Genomic DNA, 18,872 nt, shown 5'->3' on the forward strand with positions numbered 1-18,872 from the left:
TGCTTAGGCGTTTTTGCGGATGACTTGGCCGTCGCGGCACATCAGGCACGCGGCGACGATGTCGTCTTCGAGGTTGACGTCGAACTGGCCTTCTTTGGTGAACACCAGCTTGAGGAAGTCCAGCAGGTTGCGGGCGTACAGCGCCGAGGCGTCTGCAGCGACTTCACCGGCCAGGTTGGTCGGGCCGCAAATGGTCACGCCGTTTTCGACGACGACCTGATCGGCCACGGTCAGCGGGCAGTTGCCGCCCTGAGCGGCCGCGAGGTCGATGACCACCGAACCTGGCTTCATCTGTGCCACGGTTTCCGCGCTCAACAGTGTTGGTGCCTTGCGACCCGGAATCAGTGCGGTGGTGATGACGATGTCGGCCTGTTTGGCGCGTTCGTGCACAGCCTGGGCCTGACGCTGCATCCAGCTCGCTGGCATCGGACGCGCGTAACCGCCGACACCGACCGCGCATTCGCGCTCTTCATCGGTCTCGTAAGGCACGTCGACGAACTTGGCACCGAGGGATTCGATCTGTTCCTTCACGGCCGGGCGGACGTCAGACGCTTCGATAACCGCACCCAGACGTTTCGCCGTGGCAATCGCCTGCAACCCGGCCACGCCCGCGCCAAGAATCAGCACGCGCGCCGCTTTCACGGTGCCAGCAGCCGTCATGAGCATTGGCATGAAGCGCGGATAGTAGTGAGCGGCCAGCAACACAGCTTTATAGCCGGCAATGTTCGCCTGGGACGACAACACATCGAGACTCTGCGCCCGCGAGGTGCGCGGCGCCGCTTCCAGGGCAAACGCGGTAATCCCGCACTCGGCCATTTTGGTGATGGTTTCGTTGTTGAACGGGTTGAGCATGCCAACCAGCACCGTACCGCGCTTGATCAGCGTCAGCTCGGCATCGCTCGGGGCGACCACTTTGAGAATCAGCTCGGCGCCAAACGCGTCATTGGCACTGCCAATGGTTGCACCTGCCGCTTCATAAGCACTGTCGACAACACTGGCTTTAACGCCGGCGCCGGTTTGCACAGTGACCTTATGACCTTGGCTGATCAGCTTTTTAATGGTTTCCGGGGTTGCAGCAACCCGTGTTTCACCGGTCTGGGTTTCGAGAGGAACACCAATGTGCACGTCAAATCTCCTGCGTGATCTTATTGAGTAAACCCAGGCACTGCGGATGGTGCGACTGGGGCGGCCGATCAGCACGATCCCGCCAAATCAGGGCGGGGCGCGGCATTTTGCAGGCGAACTTTATGCCCTTCAAGGGATTATGACGGGTGACGGAAAATTAACTACAAGTCATCCCGTGACCGAATGTCGCAGATGGCCAGCTGAATCCCTTGCAGGCCGTGCCTTGTAAGGATTCTGGCTGAATTTGAAAAATTTTCTCATCGGCGGCGTGAATAGGCCGTAATGAGTCGTGCATGGAGGCTCAAAGCCATGTCCGCAGGCGCTTGTGGGACGTCTGTACGACTTTCGGATACAGTCTGCGATTTTGCGACAAATACTTATATCTGTAGGGCTTTGGTTTTCCTGACTACCGAGTTAGTAATCGTTGAAAGCCTCTATCCTTCTAGGCTGTAGCTGTTTGCCTGATTTACCAACCAATCGCGAAAAGCCTTGAGCGACGCCGATTCGACTTTCCGCTCCGGAATCATCAAGTAATACGCCTTGATACTGGAGAGCGCATTCGGGTTGGCGATCACCAGGCGTTTCTCAGTCAGTTCGCGCTGAATCAGGAACGGTGGAATCAGCGCGATCCCCATGTCGTGCATGGCCGCCTGGGCCAGCATGGAGAATAGCTCGTAGCGTGGGCCTGTCATGTCGCGGGGGATGTTCAGGTGCTGAGAGTTGAACCATTGGCGCCAGGCGTAGGGGCGGGTGGTCTGTTGCAGTAGCGGCAACTCGGCAATCTCGTCGGGTGTCAGATGCGTCCTGCCGCCGAGTAGGGCGGGGCTGCACACTGGCATCGGATTTTCGCCCATCAGCCTGTGAGATTCGGTACCCGACCAATCGGCGTCGCCGAAGTAAATCGCTGCGTCGAATTCGGTATCGGCAAACAGAAAGGGGCGGGTGCGGTTGGTCAGGTTGACCGTGACTTCCGGATGCTTGAGTTGAAAATCCTTGAGACGCGGCAGCAGCCATTGGGTGCCGAAGGTCGGCACCACCGCCAGTTCGATCACATTGGTGCCTTGCTGGCCCATCACTGAGAGGGTGTCGCGTTCGACTGCATCAAGTTGCGTGGCGACGCGGCGGCTGTAGGAAAGTCCTGCTTCGGTCAGCTTCACGCCCCGCCGCGAGCGTCGGAACAGCTCCACGCTCAGGAAGTCCTCCAGGCTGGCGATCTGTCGGCAAATGGCGCCTTGGGTGAGGGAAAGTTCTTCGGCGGCCTTGGTAAAGCTCTCGTGGCGAGCGGCAGCTTCGAAGCTGATCAGGGCGGTGGTGCTGGGAATCTTCCTGCGCATGTACGTCAACCTCACTAATGCGCCGCATAAAAGGCATCTCGCGACGTTTCGGAGTGAGAAATTAGCACAACAGAATGCGAAAACCTCGTTTGCCGCGACGGCGAACCGCGCCTAGGATCAATGCCACGTTAATTCACCCGATTTGCGAGGACATACTCATGGGCGGTAAAGCTAGCTTCAACTGGATCGATCCCCTGCTGCTGGATCAACAGCTCACCGAAGAAGAGCGCATGATCCGCGACACCGCCGAGCAGTTCGCTCAACAGAGCCTCGCACCGCGTGTTCTCGAAGCTTTCCGCCATGAGAAAACTGACCCGGCGATCTTCCGCGAAATGGGCGAAGTCGGCCTGTTGGGCGCTACCATCCCGGAGCAATACGGTGGCAGCGGCCTCAACTATGTCAGCTACGGTCTGATCGCTCGTGAAGTCGAGCGCGTCGACTCCGGCTACCGCTCGATGATGAGCGTGCAGTCTTCGTTGGTGATGGTGCCGATCAATGAGTTCGGCACCGAAGCGCAGAAACAGAAATACCTGCCGAAACTGGCATCCGGCGAATGGATCGGCTGCTTCGGTCTGACCGAGCCTAACCATGGTTCCGATCCAGGCGCGATGATTACTCGTGCGCGCAAAGTCGACGGCGGCTACAGCCTGACCGGCGCGAAGATGTGGATCACCAACAGTCCGATCGCCGATGTATTCGTGGTCTGGGCCAAAGACGATGCCGGCGATATCCGTGGCTTCGTGCTGGAGAAAGGCTGGAAAGGCCTGAGTGCTCCGGCGATTCACGGCAAGGTCGGCCTGCGTGCATCGATCACCGGTGAAATCGTCATGGACAACGTGTTTGTGCCGGAAGAGAACATCTTCCCGGACGTGCGCGGTCTGAAAGGCCCGTTCACCTGCCTCAACTCCGCACGCTACGGTATCTCTTGGGGCGCACTGGGCGCCGCCGAGTTCTGCTGGCACACCGCTCGCCAATACACCCTGGATCGTCAGCAGTTCGGTCGCCCATTGGCCGCTACTCAGCTGATCCAGAAGAAGCTGGCCGACATGCAGACCGAGATCACTCTGGCCCTGCAAGGCTGCCTGCGTCTGGGTCGTATGAAGGATGAAGGCACCGCTGCGGTAGAAATTACTTCGATCATGAAGCGCAACTCGTGCGGCAAGTCGCTGGATATTGCTCGTATGGCCCGCGACATGCTGGGCGGCAATGGTATCTCCGATGAATTCGGCGTGGCCCGTCATCTGGTCAACCTGGAAGTGGTGAATACCTATGAAGGTACTCATGACGTTCACGCGCTGATCCTCGGGCGTGCGCAAACCGGTCTGCAGGCGTTCTATTAATAGGAGAGCGACCATGGGCGCGCTGTCGCATCTGCGGGTACTGGATTTATCGCGAGTGTTGGCCGGGCCATGGGCCGGGCAGATTCTCGCCGACCTTGGCGCCGAGGTGATCAAGGTCGAGCGCCCGGGCAATGGCGACGACACGCGCGCCTGGGGGCCACCCTTCCTTAAAGACGCGTTTGGCGAGAATACGTCGGAGGCGGCTTACTACCTGTCGGCCAACCGCAACAAGCAATCGGTGACCATCGACTTCACCCGCCCTGAAGGGCAGAAGCTGGTGCGGGAGCTTGCGGCCAAGTCGGACATTCTGATCGAGAACTTCAAGGTCGGTGGGCTCGCCGCTTATGGTCTGGATTATGAGTCACTGAAGACGATCAATCCGGATCTGATCTATTGCTCGATTACAGGGTTCGGCCAGACCGGGCCGTATGCCAAACGTGCGGGTTATGACTTCATGATCCAGGGGCTGGGCGGGTTGATGAGTCTGACCGGCCGGCCTGAGGGTGATGAGGGTGCCGGGCCTGTAAAGGTGGGTGTGGCGCTGACGGATATTCTCACCGGTCTGTATTCGACGGTAGCGATATTGGCGGCACTGGCTCATCGCGATCATGACGGTGGTGGTCAGCATATCGACATGGCGTTGCTGGATGTACAGGTGGCCTGCCTGGCTAATCAGGCGATGAACTACCTGACTACCGGCAATGCACCCAAGCGTCTGGGCAATGCGCATCCGAACATCGTGCCTTATCAGGACTTTCCTACGGCGGATGGGGATTTCATCCTTACCGTGGGTAACGATGGTCAGTTCCGCAAGTTCGCAGAAGTGGCGGGGCAGCCGCAGTGGGCTGACGATCCGCGTTTTGCGACTAATAAGTTGCGGGTAGCGAACCGGGCGGTGTTGATACCGCTGATTCGTCAGGCGACGGTTTTCAAGACTACTGCTGAGTGGGTGGCTCAATTGGAGCAGGCGGGAGTGCCTTGTGGGCCGATCAATGATCTTTCCCAGGTGTTTGAGGATCCGCAGGTGAAGGCGCGCGGGCTGGCGATCGAGTTGCCCCATGCGCTGGCGGGGATGGTGCCTCAGGTGGCGAGTCCTATTCGGATGTCGCAGACGCCGGTCGAATATCGGCGCGCTCCTCCTTTATTGGGTGAGCATACGTTGGAGGTTTTGCAGCGAGTGCTGGGTTTGGGCGCCGGTACAGTGGCAGCGTTGAAGGCAGAAGGGGTGCTCTGACTTCTCCTTCTATATAGAAGGAGCGTATTTCCTTCCTTATATAGAGCCCTTTTGGATGTTTTTTAATCGATCTGCAAGTTATTGAAAGAAAAGCGAAATTAACGGTTGACGGCAGATTCCAGAGGTCTATAATTCGCCCCACTTCCGGCGCAGTCGAAACGGAAAACTCCTTGAGATTCAATGAGTTATACGGTTTTCGAGAGTGGGTCGCTTCAGTTCATCGAAGCCTGGAAGGAGTTGAAAGCGTCGTGATGTTTGACTCTTTTAACGGTTCGATCTTCTCGGTCGAAAGCGGAGAAAAAGAGGTGTTGACAACAGCGAGTAACGCTGTAGAATTCGCCTCCCGCTAACGAGAGATCGGAAGCGCAAGTGGTTGAAGTTGTTGAAGAATTCTTCGAAAACTTCTGAAAATAATCACTTGACAGCAAATGAGGCTGCTGTAGAATGCGCGCCTCGGTTGAGACGAAAGATCTTAACCAACCGCTCTTTAACAACTGAATCAAGCAATTCGTGTGGGTGCTTGTGGAGTCAGACTGATAGTCAACAAGATTATCAGCATCACAAGTTACTCCGCGAGAAATCAAAGATGTAACCAACGATTGCTGAGCCAAGTTTAGGGTTTCTTAAAAACTCAAAGATGTTTGAACTGAAGAGTTTGATCATGGCTCAGATTGAACGCTGGCGGCAGGCCTAACACATGCAAGTCGAGCGGATGAAGGGAGCTTGCTCCTGGATTCAGCGGCGGACGGGTGAGTAATGCCTAGGAATCTGCCTGGTAGTGGGGGACAACGTTTCGAAAGGAACGCTAATACCGCATACGTCCTACGGGAGAAAGCAGGGGACCTTCGGGCCTTGCGCTATCAGATGAGCCTAGGTCGGATTAGCTAGTTGGTGAGGTAATGGCTCACCAAGGCGACGATCCGTAACTGGTCTGAGAGGATGATCAGTCACACTGGAACTGAGACACGGTCCAGACTCCTACGGGAGGCAGCAGTGGGGAATATTGGACAATGGGCGAAAGCCTGATCCAGCCATGCCGCGTGTGTGAAGAAGGTCTTCGGATTGTAAAGCACTTTAAGTTGGGAGGAAGGGCAGTAAATTAATACTTTGCTGTTTTGACGTTACCGACAGAATAAGCACCGGCTAACTCTGTGCCAGCAGCCGCGGTAATACAGAGGGTGCAAGCGTTAATCGGAATTACTGGGCGTAAAGCGCGCGTAGGTGGTTTGTTAAGTTGGATGTGAAATCCCCGGGCTCAACCTGGGAACTGCATTCAAAACTGACAAGCTAGAGTATGGTAGAGGGTGGTGGAATTTCCTGTGTAGCGGTGAAATGCGTAGATATAGGAAGGAACACCAGTGGCGAAGGCGACCACCTGGACTGATACTGACACTGAGGTGCGAAAGCGTGGGGAGCAAACAGGATTAGATACCCTGGTAGTCCACGCCGTAAACGATGTCAACTAGCCGTTGGGAGCCTTGAGCTCTTAGTGGCGCAGCTAACGCATTAAGTTGACCGCCTGGGGAGTACGGCCGCAAGGTTAAAACTCAAATGAATTGACGGGGGCCCGCACAAGCGGTGGAGCATGTGGTTTAATTCGAAGCAACGCGAAGAACCTTACCAGGCCTTGACATCCAATGAACTTTCCAGAGATGGATTGGTGCCTTCGGGAACATTGAGACAGGTGCTGCATGGCTGTCGTCAGCTCGTGTCGTGAGATGTTGGGTTAAGTCCCGTAACGAGCGCAACCCTTGTCCTTAGTTACCAGCACGTAATGGTGGGCACTCTAAGGAGACTGCCGGTGACAAACCGGAGGAAGGTGGGGATGACGTCAAGTCATCATGGCCCTTACGGCCTGGGCTACACACGTGCTACAATGGTCGGTACAAAGGGTTGCCAAGCCGCGAGGTGGAGCTAATCCCATAAAACCGATCGTAGTCCGGATCGCAGTCTGCAACTCGACTGCGTGAAGTCGGAATCGCTAGTAATCGCGAATCAGAATGTCGCGGTGAATACGTTCCCGGGCCTTGTACACACCGCCCGTCACACCATGGGAGTGGGTTGCACCAGAAGTAGCTAGTCTAACCTTCGGGAGGACGGTTACCACGGTGTGATTCATGACTGGGGTGAAGTCGTAACAAGGTAGCCGTAGGGGAACCTGCGGCTGGATCACCTCCTTAATCGACGACATCAGCTGCTCCATGAGCTCCCACACGAATTGCTTGATTCATTGAAGAAGACGAAAGAAGCAGCCCGAAATTGGGTCTGTAGCTCAGTTGGTTAGAGCGCACCCCTGATAAGGGTGAGGTCGGCAGTTCGAATCTGCCCAGACCCACCAATTTTGTGTGGGAAACGCCTGTAGAAATACGGGGCCATAGCTCAGCTGGGAGAGCGCCTGCCTTGCACGCAGGAGGTCAGCGGTTCGATCCCGCTTGGCTCCACCACTACTGCTTCTGAAGTTTGAAAGCTTAGAAATGAGCATTCCATCGTTGAGATGATGAATGTTGATTTCTAGTCTTTGACTAGTTCGTTCTTTAAAAATTTGGGTATGTGATAGAAAGATAGACTGAACGTTACTTTCACTGGTAACGGATCAGGCTAAGGTAAAATTTGTGAGTTCTCTTAGTTGAGAAATTCGAATTTTCGGCGAATGTCGTCTTCACAGTATAACCAGATTGCTTGGGGTTATATGGTCAAGTGAAGAAGCGCATACGGTGGATGCCTTGGCAGTCAGAGGCGATGAAAGACGTGGTAGCCTGCGAAAAGCTTCGGGGAGTCGGCAAACAGACTTTGATCCGGAGATGTCTGAATGGGGGAACCCAGCCATCATAAGATGGTTATCTTGTACTGAATACATAGGTGCAAGAGGCGAACCAGGGGAACTGAAACATCTAAGTACCCTGAGGAAAAGAAATCAACCGAGATTCCCTTAGTAGTGGCGAGCGAACGGGGACTAGCCCTTAAGTGGCTTTGAGATTAGCGGAACGCTCTGGAAAGTGCGGCCATAGTGGGTGATAGCCCTGTACGCGAAAATCTCTTGGTCATGAAATCGAGTAGGACGGAGCACGAGAAACTTTGTCTGAATATGGGGGGACCATCCTCCAAGGCTAAATACTACTGACTGACCGATAGTGAACTAGTACCGTGAGGGAAAGGCGAAAAGAACCCCGGAGAGGGGAGTGAAATAGATCCTGAAACCGTATGCGTACAAGCAGTGGGAGCAGACTTTGTTCTGTGACTGCGTACCTTTTGTATAATGGGTCAGCGACTTATTTTCAGTGGCGAGCTTAACCGAATAGGGGAGGCGTAGCGAAAGCGAGTCTTAATAGGGCGTCTAGTCGCTGGGAATAGACCCGAAACCGGGCGATCTATCCATGGGCAGGTTGAAGGTTGGGTAACACTAACTGGAGGACCGAACCGACTACCGTTGAAAAGTTAGCGGATGACCTGTGGATCGGAGTGAAAGGCTAATCAAGCTCGGAGATAGCTGGTTCTCCTCGAAAGCTATTTAGGTAGCGCCTCATGTATCACTGTAGGGGGTAGAGCACTGTTTCGGCTAGGGGGTCATCCCGACTTACCAAACCGATGCAAACTCCGAATACCTACAAGTGCCGAGCATGGGAGACACACGGCGGGTGCTAACGTCCGTCGTGAAAAGGGAAACAACCCAGACCGTCAGCTAAGGTCCCAAAGTTATGGTTAAGTGGGAAACGATGTGGGAAGGCTTAGACAGCTAGGAGGTTGGCTTAGAAGCAGCCACCCTTTAAAGAAAGCGTAATAGCTCACTAGTCGAGTCGGCCTGCGCGGAAGATGTAACGGGGCTCAAACCATACACCGAAGCTACGGGTATCATCTTAGGATGATGCGGTAGAGGAGCGTTCTGTAAGCCTGTGAAGGTGAGTTGAGAAGCTTGCTGGAGGTATCAGAAGTGCGAATGCTGACATGAGTAACGACAATGGGTGTGAAAAACACCCACGCCGAAAGACCAAGGTTTCCTGCGCAACGTTAATCGACGCAGGGTTAGTCGGTCCCTAAGGCGAGGCTGAAAAGCGTAGTCGATGGAAAACAGGTTAATATTCCTGTACTTCTGGTTATTGCGATGGAGGGACGGAGAAGGCTAGGCCAGCTTGGCGTTGGTTGTCCAAGTTTAAGGTGGTAGGCTGAGATCTTAGGTAAATCCGGGATCTTAAGGCCGAGAGCTGATGACGAGTTGTCTTTTAGATGACGAAGTGGTTGATGCCATGCTTCCAAGAAAAGCTTCTAAGCTTCAGGTAACCAGGAACCGTACCCCAAACCGACACAGGTGGTTGGGTAGAGAATACCAAGGCGCTTGAGAGAACTCGGGTGAAGGAACTAGGCAAAATGGCACCGTAACTTCGGGAGAAGGTGCGCCGGTGAGGGTGAAGGACTTGCTCCGTAAGCTCATGCCGGTCGAAGATACCAGGCCGCTGCGACTGTTTATTAAAAACACAGCACTCTGCAAACACGAAAGTGGACGTATAGGGTGTGACGCCTGCCCGGTGCCGGAAGGTTAATTGATGGGGTTAGCTAACGCGAAGCTCTTGATCGAAGCCCCGGTAAACGGCGGCCGTAACTATAACGGTCCTAAGGTAGCGAAATTCCTTGTCGGGTAAGTTCCGACCTGCACGAATGGCGTAACGATGGCGGCGCTGTCTCCACCCGAGACTCAGTGAAATTGAAATCGCTGTGAAGATGCAGTGTATCCGCGGCTAGACGGAAAGACCCCGTGAACCTTTACTATAGCTTTGCACTGGACTTTGAATTTGCTTGTGTAGGATAGGTGGGAGGCTTTGAAGCGTGGACGCCAGTTCGCGTGGAGCCATCCTTGAAATACCACCCTGGCAACTTTGAGGTTCTAACTCAGGTCCGTTATCCGGATCGAGGACAGTGTATGGTGGGTAGTTTGACTGGGGCGGTCTCCTCCTAAAGAGTAACGGAGGAGTACGAAGGTGCGCTCAGACCGGTCGGAAATCGGTCGTAGAGTATAAAGGCAAAAGCGCGCTTGACTGCGAGACAGACACGTCGAGCAGGTACGAAAGTAGGTCTTAGTGATCCGGTGGTTCTGTATGGAAGGGCCATCGCTCAACGGATAAAAGGTACTCCGGGGATAACAGGCTGATACCGCCCAAGAGTTCATATCGACGGCGGTGTTTGGCACCTCGATGTCGGCTCATCACATCCTGGGGCTGAAGCCGGTCCCAAGGGTATGGCTGTTCGCCATTTAAAGTGGTACGCGAGCTGGGTTTAGAACGTCGTGAGACAGTTCGGTCCCTATCTGCCGTGGACGTTTGAGATTTGAGAGGGGCTGCTCCTAGTACGAGAGGACCGGAGTGGACGAACCTCTGGTGTTCCGGTTGTCACGCCAGTGGCATTGCCGGGTAGCTATGTTCGGGAAAGATAACCGCTGAAAGCATCTAAGCGGGAAACTTGCCTCAAGATGAGATCTCACTGGAACCTTGAGTTCCCTGAAGGGCCGTCGAAGACTACGACGTTGATAGGTTGGGTGTGTAAGCGCTGTGAGGCGTTGAGCTAACCAATACTAATTGCCCGTGAGGCTTGACCATATAACACCCAAGCAATCTGTAGACTCAAAAGAGACCAGATTGCGGTGTGTGAAGACGAAACGAACCGAAAGTTCGATGTTCACAAACACCGACAGCTGTCACATACCCAATTTGCTGAAGCGAGGCCATCTGGCCACGACTCAGTACCCGAATTTCTTGACGACCATAGAGCGTTGGAACCACCTGATCCCATCCCGAACTCAGCAGTGAAACGATGCATCGCCGATGGTAGTGTGGGGTTTCCCCATGTGAGAGTAGGTCATCGTCAAGATTAAATTCCGAAACCCCAATTGCGAAAGCAATTGGGGTTTTGTTTTAGTAGAAGTTCCCCTTTTTACTGGCTTGTTACCGTGTTGACGGGCCAGATACAGAATTTCTTGACGACCATAGAGCGTTGGAACCACCTGATCCCATCCCGAACTCAGAAGTGAAACGATGCATCGCCGATGGTAGTGTGGGGTTTCCCCATGTGAGAGTAGGTCATCGTCAAGATTGAATTCCGAGACCCCTGTCTGCTAATCCAGACAGGGGTTTTCTCGTTTCAGGGCCTATCAAATCAAACGATCAAACGGCTTTACGTGCCTTGCTGATACGCCGCGCTTGCCACTTGCGCCACCAGATGTAGACGCCCGTCACTGACAATGTCGCAATCAAGATACCTAATACCGCGATCATTACTTGCCCAGTGAAACCAATGATCCGTCCCCCATGTATCGGCAGCTGCAACCGATAGAACCGCTCTCCCAACGTTCCCTGTCCCGCGATTTCCTGCCCTAATAATCGCCCGTCCGTACCATGGAAGAACAACCAGGATTTGCCATGGGCCTCGGTGTCATGTTGTCCGAACCCTGCACCGTAAAAGTTGTACTCAAAGCTGTAATACAACTCCCCGATCGCCGCTGTCAGCCCCAACCTTTTCCCCTCCTGCAATGCCCTGTCGTAAGCCTGTTGATAACTCAGTTGAGTCACTCCCAATTCCGAGGGAGGCATTCGTCCTCGAGCTTCATAGACGCTCGGTTCAACTGCTGAAAACAACGACACTGCGGGCTTGAACACCTGACTCGGCAAGTTCATGGCCACGCTGCTGATCGCGATCGGCAGCAACAACAGCCATAGCCATAGTCCCCCGGCTCGGTGCAGATCGAAGTTGAGACGATAGGCATGCCCGCCTTTCACCTTCCAGGCGGTCGACCACTTCTTCCAGAACGGCTTTCCACGCGGCAATGTCAGCCACAGCGCCACAAAACAATCGATCACCCAGGCAATGGCGACCAGCCCCATCAACAGCAATCCCCAGTTACCCGGCAACGTCAGGTTGTAGTGGAATTCGAGAATGAACGGGACAAAGTTCTCTCGCGCAAAGCAACACTCTCCCCAGTAACGCTGCCCCTTCTGCTCGGCACTGACCGGGTCCAGATAGAACACCTGATTACGCTCATCGAACGGCTTGCCGGTCGCCGGATCATTGCGTGGAACTGCTGCCAGCAACGCCGTATGCCCGACCTCATGCGGGTACTCCATGTACCAGACCTGCAGTTTCGGATGAGCCGTTTGCACCGCATCCACCAGCGCCCCCGGTGCCAGTCGCTCACCCTCGGCAGACGCCGCATAAAACTGCGGGTTCAACCACTCATCCAGCTCATGATTGAACGCCAGAATGCTTCCCGTGATCCCGGCCAGCAGCAGAAACACTGCTGTGGCCAATCCGATATAGCGATGCAACAAAACCAGAAATGCGCGCACGAAAAATTTCCCCACAGAGACGACAAAGCCAGCCCCTGAAGGTCAGGGGCTGGCTTTTTTATGCACAAGGCAATGGTTTAGAACTGGTAGCTGACGGTCGCGGCGACGTTGCGCTCTTCACCCATGTAACAGAAGTTCAGACTGGCGCAGGAAGCCACGTAGGACTCGTTTGTCAGATTGTTCGCATTGAGACGTACGTCAACGCCCTTCAAGCCGACTTTGCCCAAGTCATAGCCGATCGATGCGTCGAATAAGGTGTAGGACGGCACCTTCAAGGTGTTTTCGGCATCTGCCCAGCTATAGCCGACATAACGCACACCGCCGCCTAAACGAAGGCCATCCAGCGCTGCGCTGTCGAACTTGTAGTCGGCCCACAATGAGGCCATATGACGCGGCGCTTGGGTCGGCGAATTGCCTTTGTTCTCGATCACGTCGGTCGCCGTGCTCAGGGTGCTGACCATCGACTTCGAGTATTCGATATCGGTGAAGGTATAGCTGCCGAGTAACTTCAGGTTATCGGTCAACTGCATGTGCGCTTCCAGTTCCAGCCCCTGAGAGCGAACAGCGCCTACAGCGCGATAGAAGTTTTCCTGCGGCAGTTTGGTCGCCAGGTTTTCCTGATCGATGCGGAACAGCGACGCAGTGAACAGGTTATCGGTGCCTGGTGGCTGATACTTCAGACCGACTTCCCATTGGGTGCCATCGGTTGGAGCCAGCGGGTTGCCCGCGCTGTCAGCATAGGAATTGGGGTTGAACGACTCGGAGTAGCTGATATACGGCGCCAGGCCGTTATCGAACAGATACAGCGCGCCCGCACGCCCTGTCAGCTTGGTGCGTCGGTCGTTGATTTCGGTGCCCAGCGGACGCCCGGCTTCGGCGATGCGATTTTCGTCAGAGGTCTCGACCCAGTCCTGACGCAGACCCAGCGAGAAGCGCCACTTGTCCATCTCGATCAGGTCTTGCAGGTAAACGCCGGTCTGCTCCAGGCGACGCAGGTAGCTGGTCTCACCGTACATGTCGATCGCCGAGTTGCCATAAACCGGGTTAAACGCGTTGATCGGCGCGAGGCCACCGCTGGTCCAGTCGACTACGGTCTTGCGTCGCTGATAATCCGCACCCATCAGTACCGTGTGCTTGGTCGCGCCGGTGAAGAATTCGGCCTGGAGCATGTTGTCGACGATAAACGCATGCAAGCGCTCGTCACCACCGGTGTAGTAGCGGTTCAGCTCGTTGCTGGTCGGCGTGGTCCAGCCATAGGCGTAGACCTGATCCATGTTTACTTTCGAGTCGAGGTAACGGAAATTCTGGCGTGCGGTGAAGACATCGTTGAAGCGGTGTTCGAACTGATAACCGAACGACTGCTGATCGCGCGAGTAGCCATCGATTCCCGGCTCGCCTTCGAAGAAGTTTGGAGAGATCCGCTGGCCATTGCGCTGATGGATCGTGCCGTCAGCCGGTACGCCACCGTGGTAGCCGCCATCCGGGTCATGTTGCAGATACGCCTGTAGTGTCAGCGAAGTGTCCTCGCTGAAATCAATGCTGAGGGTCGGTGCGAGGGCGTAGCGTTTTTCCTTGTTGTGGTCGAATTGCGTGTCGGACTGATCGGTCAAACCGGTCAGACGATAGGCGATGCGCTTGTCGTCATCGACCGGACCGCTGAAGTCGAAACCGACCCCGCGCTGGCCCTGAGTGCCGATCGTGGCTTGAACCTGATGGTAGGCCTCATAGAGAGGTTTTTTGCTGGTCAGTGCCACCAGACCGCCCGGCGAACTGCGTCCATACAGCACCGACGACGGACCTTTGAGAATGTCCACGCGCTCAAGAAAATACGGATCCACCTGCATGGTGCTGTAGGTGCCGCTGTCGCCCATCGACTTGAGGCCATCGAGGTAGATGTTATCCACCGAGCCGTCGTTGAAACCGCGCATCGCCACGTAGTCATAGCGGTGCGTGGCGCCATACGGGTTGGTGAGCACGCCCGGTGTGTAGCGCATCGCTTGCGAGACGGTTTGCGAGCCCTGGTCGTCCATTTGCTCACGAGTGACCACGGACACGCTTTGCGAGGTTTCCAGCAGCGCCGTGCTGGTTTTGGTGGCGATCTGGCTGTGGGTCGCGTTGTAGCCGTCCATGCTGCCCAGCGCGTTGCCGAGGGCGAAGCCTTTGATGTCCGTGGTCGGCAGAGCCAGCGCTTCGGTTTCGGCTACCGGACGCAGTACATAACTGCTGCCATCCTGGCTGACCGCTTCCAGACCCGAACCGCCGAGCAAATGGCTCAGTGCCTGATCGGTGGAATACTCACCCTGTACGCCCGGAGATTGGCGACCCTGGGTCTGCTGTGGCGTCATCGCCAAGGTGATGCCGGCCTGACGCGCATACTGATTCAACGCTTCACCCAAAGGCCCGGAGGCGACGTTGTAGCGATGGCTGACTTCTTCGGCACTGATACCCACTGCCAGGCTAACGCTCGGCAGTATCCCAGCACCCAATGCGGTGGAAATCAGCGCAGTCCGAACGGCATGGCGCAGCAGGCCCGATTCGGCAGTGAAATACAGAGGGTTCTTACAGGTAGCGCGGACAGTCATTGTGGGTTTCCGTAGGAAGTCGCGAAGGCTGAGTTGAAGTGCTTACTGACTAAGCCGGACTTGCTGCGAAAACCCGCCAAAATAATTTCAGGCTACACGTTCCAGGGTTACCCACCAGCGAGTGCGGTAGCGCAATTGCACCGGCAGGGTCTGCGGCAGAATGGCCAGCAGCTTGTCCGTGTCCTCCAGGCGGAACACACCGGACAAGCGCAAATCGGCCGCGTCCGACGCGCAGTTGAGAAAGCCCTGACGATAGCGACCGACCTCGCTCAGGAAATCCCCCAGACGCATATTGCGCGTGACGATCAAGCCATCGACCCAGGCGCCGACATCCATATCCACCGCCGGTGCCGGGCGCACTTGAAGGTGATCAATCAGATAACTCTGCCCGGCGAGCGCTTCGATCGAGCTGCCAGCGGCGTGAATGGCGACGCGCCCACTGGTGACGCTCAGTCGCGTGCAATCACTGTCCTGACGCAGGATGAACCGCGCACCCTGCGGCTCATAAACGCCATGGCGACTTTGTATGCGCAATGGCCGCTCGACCGACGCGCCTTCGTCCGCGCCGCCACAGGTGACGATGATTTCGCCACGCGTCAGTCTGATTAGCCTTTGCTGCTCCGTGTAGTCCAGATCTACCGCACTGGCGGTGTTGAGTTCGATCCGCGTACCGTCCGGTAACTGGAAGCCGCGCCGCTCGCCGGTCGCTGTAGCGTAATCGGCGCTCCACTGCTGCCATGCGGCAGTGTCCTTGGCCAGCCATGCCGCGGAGCCCATCAACAACGCGCCTGACAACAGCTTCAAGGCTTGCCGGCGACCCAACCCCTGCGCACTGTTTTCCAGCGTATTGAACGCCACTTGTGCGCCGGGCACCGTGCGCAGGTTGTTGCTCAGCTCGGCTTGCAGCGACTGCACCCGTTGCCACGCCAATTCATGCTCATGATGTTCGGCACGCCACTGTTCGCACTGACGGTTCAACTGCGAGTTGCCGTGGTTGTTGCGCAGGCGCAGCAGCCAGTGAATGGCCTGTTTGACCACTTGCGGTTGCGGCTCGGCACGGCGCCCGAGGGAGAAATTATCCGAAGGCATCAGCTTTCGTACCGCAGCACATAGCAGTGATACAGCGCATCGGCGACGTAGCGCTCCACCGAACGCAGAGACAAGCCCATGTGCTCGGCGATCTGCTTGTGGGTCAATCCTTCGCACTGCGCCAGCAGAAATGCCTGACGCACTTTCGGCTTCAGTCCTTCAAGCATGCGCGCGATGTTCTCCAGCAATTCGATGACCAGCGCCCGGGCTTCGGCACTCGGCGTTTCTGCTTCAGGCAGATGGGCGATGGTTTCCAGATAGGCGCGTTCGATTTCTTCACGGCGCCAATGGTCGATTACCAGACCCCGAGCGATGGTACGCAGGAAGGCGCGGGGTGCCTTGAGTTCGAGGCGTTCGGTACGTTGCAGCAGGCGCACGAACGTGTCCTGCGCCAGATCTGCCGCATCGGCGGCGTTGCCCAACCGAGCGCGCAACCAAGCGTTGAGCCAGCCGTGATGACTACTGTAGAGCGCCTGTACTGCAAACTCAGGTGAGGACATGAACGCGACAGCCCGAACGTCACAAATGATAATTAGTCGCATTGTCATCAAGGGTTACAGAATTTGCAACTGCTGCTCAAACATCGCTTATAAAAAACTTCTCGGCGGGCGCTCTAGCACGCCGTTCGGCGGGAATCTGCCATAAATGCCATCGATTTCCTTCACAACCCTAAGATTTCTGCGAATGGTGCCGACAGACTGGTGAGACATGCGTGCACCAAAGTAGAGCGGCCATCAGAACGCTGCCTGCCAGCTATTGGACATTTGGAGCTACATGGAATGTTGCATCCCCGAACGCATCCCCACTTTTGCATAAGAAGTCCCATGAAATGAATCTCAAGTTCAGCCATAAAATCCTGTTGGCCGCCTCGGGCGTCGTGGTCCTGGCTTTCGCTTTGTTCACCCTCTACAACGACTATCTGCAGCGGAATACCATTCGCCAGAATCTGCAGTCGTCTGTACAGCAGGCCGGCGACCTGACCGCCAGCAGCGTGCAGAACTGGATGAGCGGGCGGATCCTGGTGCTGGAAAATCTCGCGCAGAACGTTGCCCACCAGGGTAAGGACGCCGATTTCCCGGGACTGGTTGATCAACCGGCCTTCACTTCGAACTTCCAGTTCACCTACGTCGGCCAGGCCAACGGTGTATTCACCCAGCGCCCTGATGCGAAGATGCCGGACGGTTACGACCCGCGTCAGCGTCCTTGGTACAAGCAAGCGGTCGCCGCCGACAAAACCATGCTGACGCCGCCTTACATGGCCGCCGTCGGTGGTTTGGTGGTGACCATCGCCATGCCGGTGAAAAAGAACGGCGAACTGCTCGGTGTGGTCGGCGGTGACCTGAGCCTGGAAACCCTGGTGAAGATCATCAACTCGGTGGACTTCGGTGGCCTCGGCCATGCATTCCTGGTCAGCGGCGACGGTCAGGTGATCGTCAGCCCGGACAAAGATCAGGTGATGAAGAACCTGAAGGACATCTATCCGAACGCCAACGTGCGCATCGAGAAGGGCAATCAGAACGTGGTGCTCAACGGTCAGGAGCGCATCCTGTCGTTCACCCCGGTCACCGGTCTGCCGAATGCCGAGTGGTACATCGGTCTGTCGATTGATCGCGATAAAGCCTACGCCGCACTGAGCCAGTTCCGTACCTCGGCGCTGATCGCGATGTTCGTGGCGGTAGGCGCCATTGCCGTGTTCCTGAGTCTGTTGATCACTGTGTTGATGCGTCCCCTGATCACCATGGGCCGCGCGATGCAGGACATCGCTCAGGGCGAAGGCGATCTGACTCGTCGTCTGGTCGTGGAAAGCAAAGACGAATTCGGTGAACTGGGCAGCTCGTTCAACCAGTTCGTAGAACGGATTCATGCGTCGATTTCCGAAGTGTCGTCGGCAACCCGTCAGGTCCATGACCTGTCGCAACGCGTGATGGCCTCGTCCAACGCCTCCATCGTCGGCTCCGACGAGCAAAGTGCGCGCACCAACAGCGTCGCCGCCGCGATCAACGAACTGGGCGCCGCCACGCAGGAAATCGCCCGCAACGCCGCCGACGCATCGCAACACGCCAGCGGTGCCAGCGAGCAGGCCGATGACGGCCGTCAGGTGGTTGAGCAAACCATTCTGGCGATGACCGAGCTGTCGCAGAAGATCAGCCTGTCGTGCACCCAGATCGAAACCCTGAATGCCAGCACCGACAACATCGGCCACATCCTCGATGTGATCAAAGGCATCTCGCAGCAGACCAACCTGTTGGCGCTCAACGCGGCCATCGAAGCGGCGCGTGCCGGTGAAGCGGGTCGTGGTTTTGCGGTGGTGGCGGACGAGGTGCGTAACCTTGCTCACCGCACCCAGGAATCGGCGGAAGAGATCCACAAGATGATCACTTCGTTGCAGGTCGGTTCGCGTGAAGCGGTCAGCACCATGAACGCCAGCCAGGCGTCCAGCGAGCAGAGCGTTGAAGTGGCCAACCAGGCCGGTTTGCGTCTGGTCAGCGTGACCCAGCGCATTGGCGAAATCGACGGCATGAACCAGTCGGTCGCTGCCGCAACGGAAGAGCAGACGGCGGTGGTGGAAACCCTCAACGTCGACGTCAACCAGATCAACTTGTTGAACCAGCAGAGCGTGGCCAACCTCAACGAGACGTTGAAGGATTGTGATGCGTTGTCGCAGCAGGCCAATCGCCTGAAGCAGTTGGTCGACAGCTTCAAAATCTGACCGCGTTATCGTTCATCGCGGGCAAGCCCGCTCCCACAGGATTTCTGGCGAACACAGCATGTGTGACCGACCTGGAACCTGTGGGAGCTGGCTTGCCAGCGATAGCGGTGGTGCAATCACCGCTGAACTA

At 56.1% G+C, this 18,872-nt stretch carries 9 protein-coding genes, 2 tRNA genes, 4 rRNA genes and 1 pseudogene; 10 read left to right on the forward strand and 6 right to left on the reverse strand.

From position 1 onward, the window contains the following. Positions 1-3: 3 nt before the first annotated feature. Both KI231_RS00600 and KI231_RS00605 read right to left on the reverse strand, forming a co-directional pair. A complete protein-coding gene (locus KI231_RS00600) occupies positions 4-1,125 on the reverse strand; it encodes a Re/Si-specific NAD(P)(+) transhydrogenase subunit alpha (protein ID WP_213027150.1) in 1,122 nt (373 codons plus the stop codon). 434 nt (positions 1,126-1,559) lie between these two features. Further along, the gene (locus KI231_RS00605; protein ID WP_213027151.1) at positions 1,560-2,459 is read right to left on the reverse strand and encodes a LysR family transcriptional regulator; all 900 of its coding nucleotides are present in this window, start codon (positions 2,457-2,459) and stop codon (positions 1,560-1,562) included. Between the two features lie 158 nt (positions 2,460-2,617). On the opposite strand from KI231_RS00605, the gene KI231_RS00610 reads away from it, so the two are divergent. From KI231_RS00610 to rrf (KI231_RS00645), 8 genes are all read left to right on the forward strand, one after another. After that, on the forward strand, positions 2,618-3,799 hold the full coding sequence (locus KI231_RS00610) for an acyl-CoA dehydrogenase (RefSeq protein ID WP_007953903.1): 1,182 nt from the start codon (positions 2,618-2,620) through the stop codon (positions 3,797-3,799). A gap of 13 nt (positions 3,800-3,812) precedes the next feature. Continuing rightward, positions 3,813-5,033 carry a CaiB/BaiF CoA transferase family protein gene (locus KI231_RS00615; RefSeq protein ID WP_213027152.1) on the forward strand — a complete coding sequence of 407 codons (1,221 nt, stop codon included), beginning with the start codon at positions 3,813-3,815 and terminating at the stop codon, positions 5,031-5,033. Positions 5,034-5,676: 643 nt separating this feature from the next. After that, positions 5,677-7,213: ribosomal RNA gene (locus tag KI231_RS00620) — 16S ribosomal RNA — on the forward strand. An 81-nt stretch (positions 7,214-7,294) separates the two neighbouring features. Continuing rightward, a tRNA-Ile gene (locus KI231_RS00625) sits at positions 7,295-7,371 on the forward strand. Between the two features lie 30 nt (positions 7,372-7,401). Next, positions 7,402-7,477, forward strand: a tRNA-Ala gene (locus KI231_RS00630). Between the two features lie 247 nt (positions 7,478-7,724). Beyond that, positions 7,725-10,618, forward strand: a 23S ribosomal RNA gene (locus KI231_RS00635). 155 nt (positions 10,619-10,773) lie between these two features. Further along, positions 10,774-10,889: ribosomal RNA gene (rrf, locus tag KI231_RS00640) — 5S ribosomal RNA — on the forward strand. Between the two features lie 105 nt (positions 10,890-10,994). Further along, a 5S ribosomal RNA gene (rrf, locus tag KI231_RS00645) occupies positions 10,995-11,110 on the forward strand. Together the 16S, 23S and 5S rRNA genes with 2 tRNA genes alongside form the textbook arrangement of a ribosomal RNA operon. A 72-nt stretch (positions 11,111-11,182) precedes the next feature. Here rrf (KI231_RS00645) and KI231_RS00650 read toward each other — a convergent pair. From KI231_RS00650 to KI231_RS00665, 4 genes are all read right to left on the reverse strand, one after another. After that, positions 11,183-12,361 (reverse strand): PepSY-associated TM helix domain-containing protein, encoded by a 1,179-nt coding sequence (locus KI231_RS00650; RefSeq protein WP_103306841.1) that lies wholly within the window; start codon positions 12,359-12,361, stop codon positions 11,183-11,185. 77 nt (positions 12,362-12,438) lie between these two features. Next, a complete protein-coding gene (locus tag KI231_RS00655; RefSeq protein WP_213027153.1) occupies positions 12,439-14,943 on the reverse strand; it encodes a TonB-dependent siderophore receptor in 2,505 nt (834 codons plus the stop codon). Positions 14,944-15,030: 87 nt separating this feature from the next. Next, a complete protein-coding gene (locus KI231_RS00660) occupies positions 15,031-16,032 on the reverse strand; it encodes a FecR domain-containing protein (RefSeq protein WP_213027154.1) in 1,002 nt (333 codons plus the stop codon). Further along, positions 16,032-16,532, reverse strand: coding sequence for a sigma-70 family RNA polymerase sigma factor (locus KI231_RS00665; RefSeq protein WP_103306844.1), 501 nt, complete (start codon positions 16,530-16,532; stop codon positions 16,032-16,034). Before KI231_RS00665 ends, KI231_RS00660 begins: the two co-directional genes overlap by 1 nt. A gap of 329 nt (positions 16,533-16,861) precedes the next feature. Between KI231_RS00665 and KI231_RS30215 the strand changes: the two are divergent. Then, positions 16,862-17,887 (forward strand): annotated as a pseudogene (locus tag KI231_RS30215) (HAMP domain-containing protein); the annotation flags it as partial. A gap of 69 nt (positions 17,888-17,956) precedes the next feature. Continuing rightward, complete coding sequence (locus tag KI231_RS30220) at positions 17,957-18,742, forward strand: methyl-accepting chemotaxis protein (RefSeq protein ID WP_371857642.1); 786 nt, start codon at positions 17,957-17,959, stop codon at positions 18,740-18,742. The last annotated feature ends 130 nt before the right edge of the window (positions 18,743-18,872 follow it).

The sequence above is a fragment of the Pseudomonas sp. Seg1 genome (genome assembly GCF_018326005.1).
In the GTDB taxonomy this organism is placed as follows: domain Bacteria; phylum Pseudomonadota; class Gammaproteobacteria; order Pseudomonadales; family Pseudomonadaceae; genus Aquipseudomonas.

What these genes read in the sequence shown, in the direction of transcription:
- KI231_RS00605 (WP_213027151.1), bottom strand. Translation starts at nt 2,459, where the DNA reads ATGCGCAGGAAGATTCCCAGCACCACCGCCCTGATCAGCTTCGAAGCT.
- KI231_RS00610 (WP_007953903.1), top strand. Translation starts at nt 2,618, where the DNA reads ATGGGCGGTAAAGCTAGCTTCAACTGGATCGATCCCCTGCTGCTGGAT.
- KI231_RS00615 (WP_213027152.1), top strand. Translation starts at nt 3,813, where the DNA reads ATGGGCGCGCTGTCGCATCTGCGGGTACTGGATTTATCGCGAGTGTTG.
- KI231_RS00655 (WP_213027153.1), bottom strand. Translation starts at nt 14,943, where the DNA reads ATGACTGTCCGCGCTACCTGTAAGAACCCTCTGTATTTCACTGCCGAA.
- KI231_RS00660 (WP_213027154.1), bottom strand. Translation starts at nt 16,032, where the DNA reads ATGCCTTCGGATAATTTCTCCCTCGGGCGCCGTGCCGAGCCGCAACCG.
- KI231_RS00665 (WP_103306844.1), bottom strand. Translation starts at nt 16,532, where the DNA reads ATGTCCTCACCTGAGTTTGCAGTACAGGCGCTCTACAGTAGTCATCAC.
- KI231_RS30220 (WP_371857642.1), top strand. Translation starts at nt 17,957, where the DNA reads ATGGCCTCGTCCAACGCCTCCATCGTCGGCTCCGACGAGCAAAGTGCG.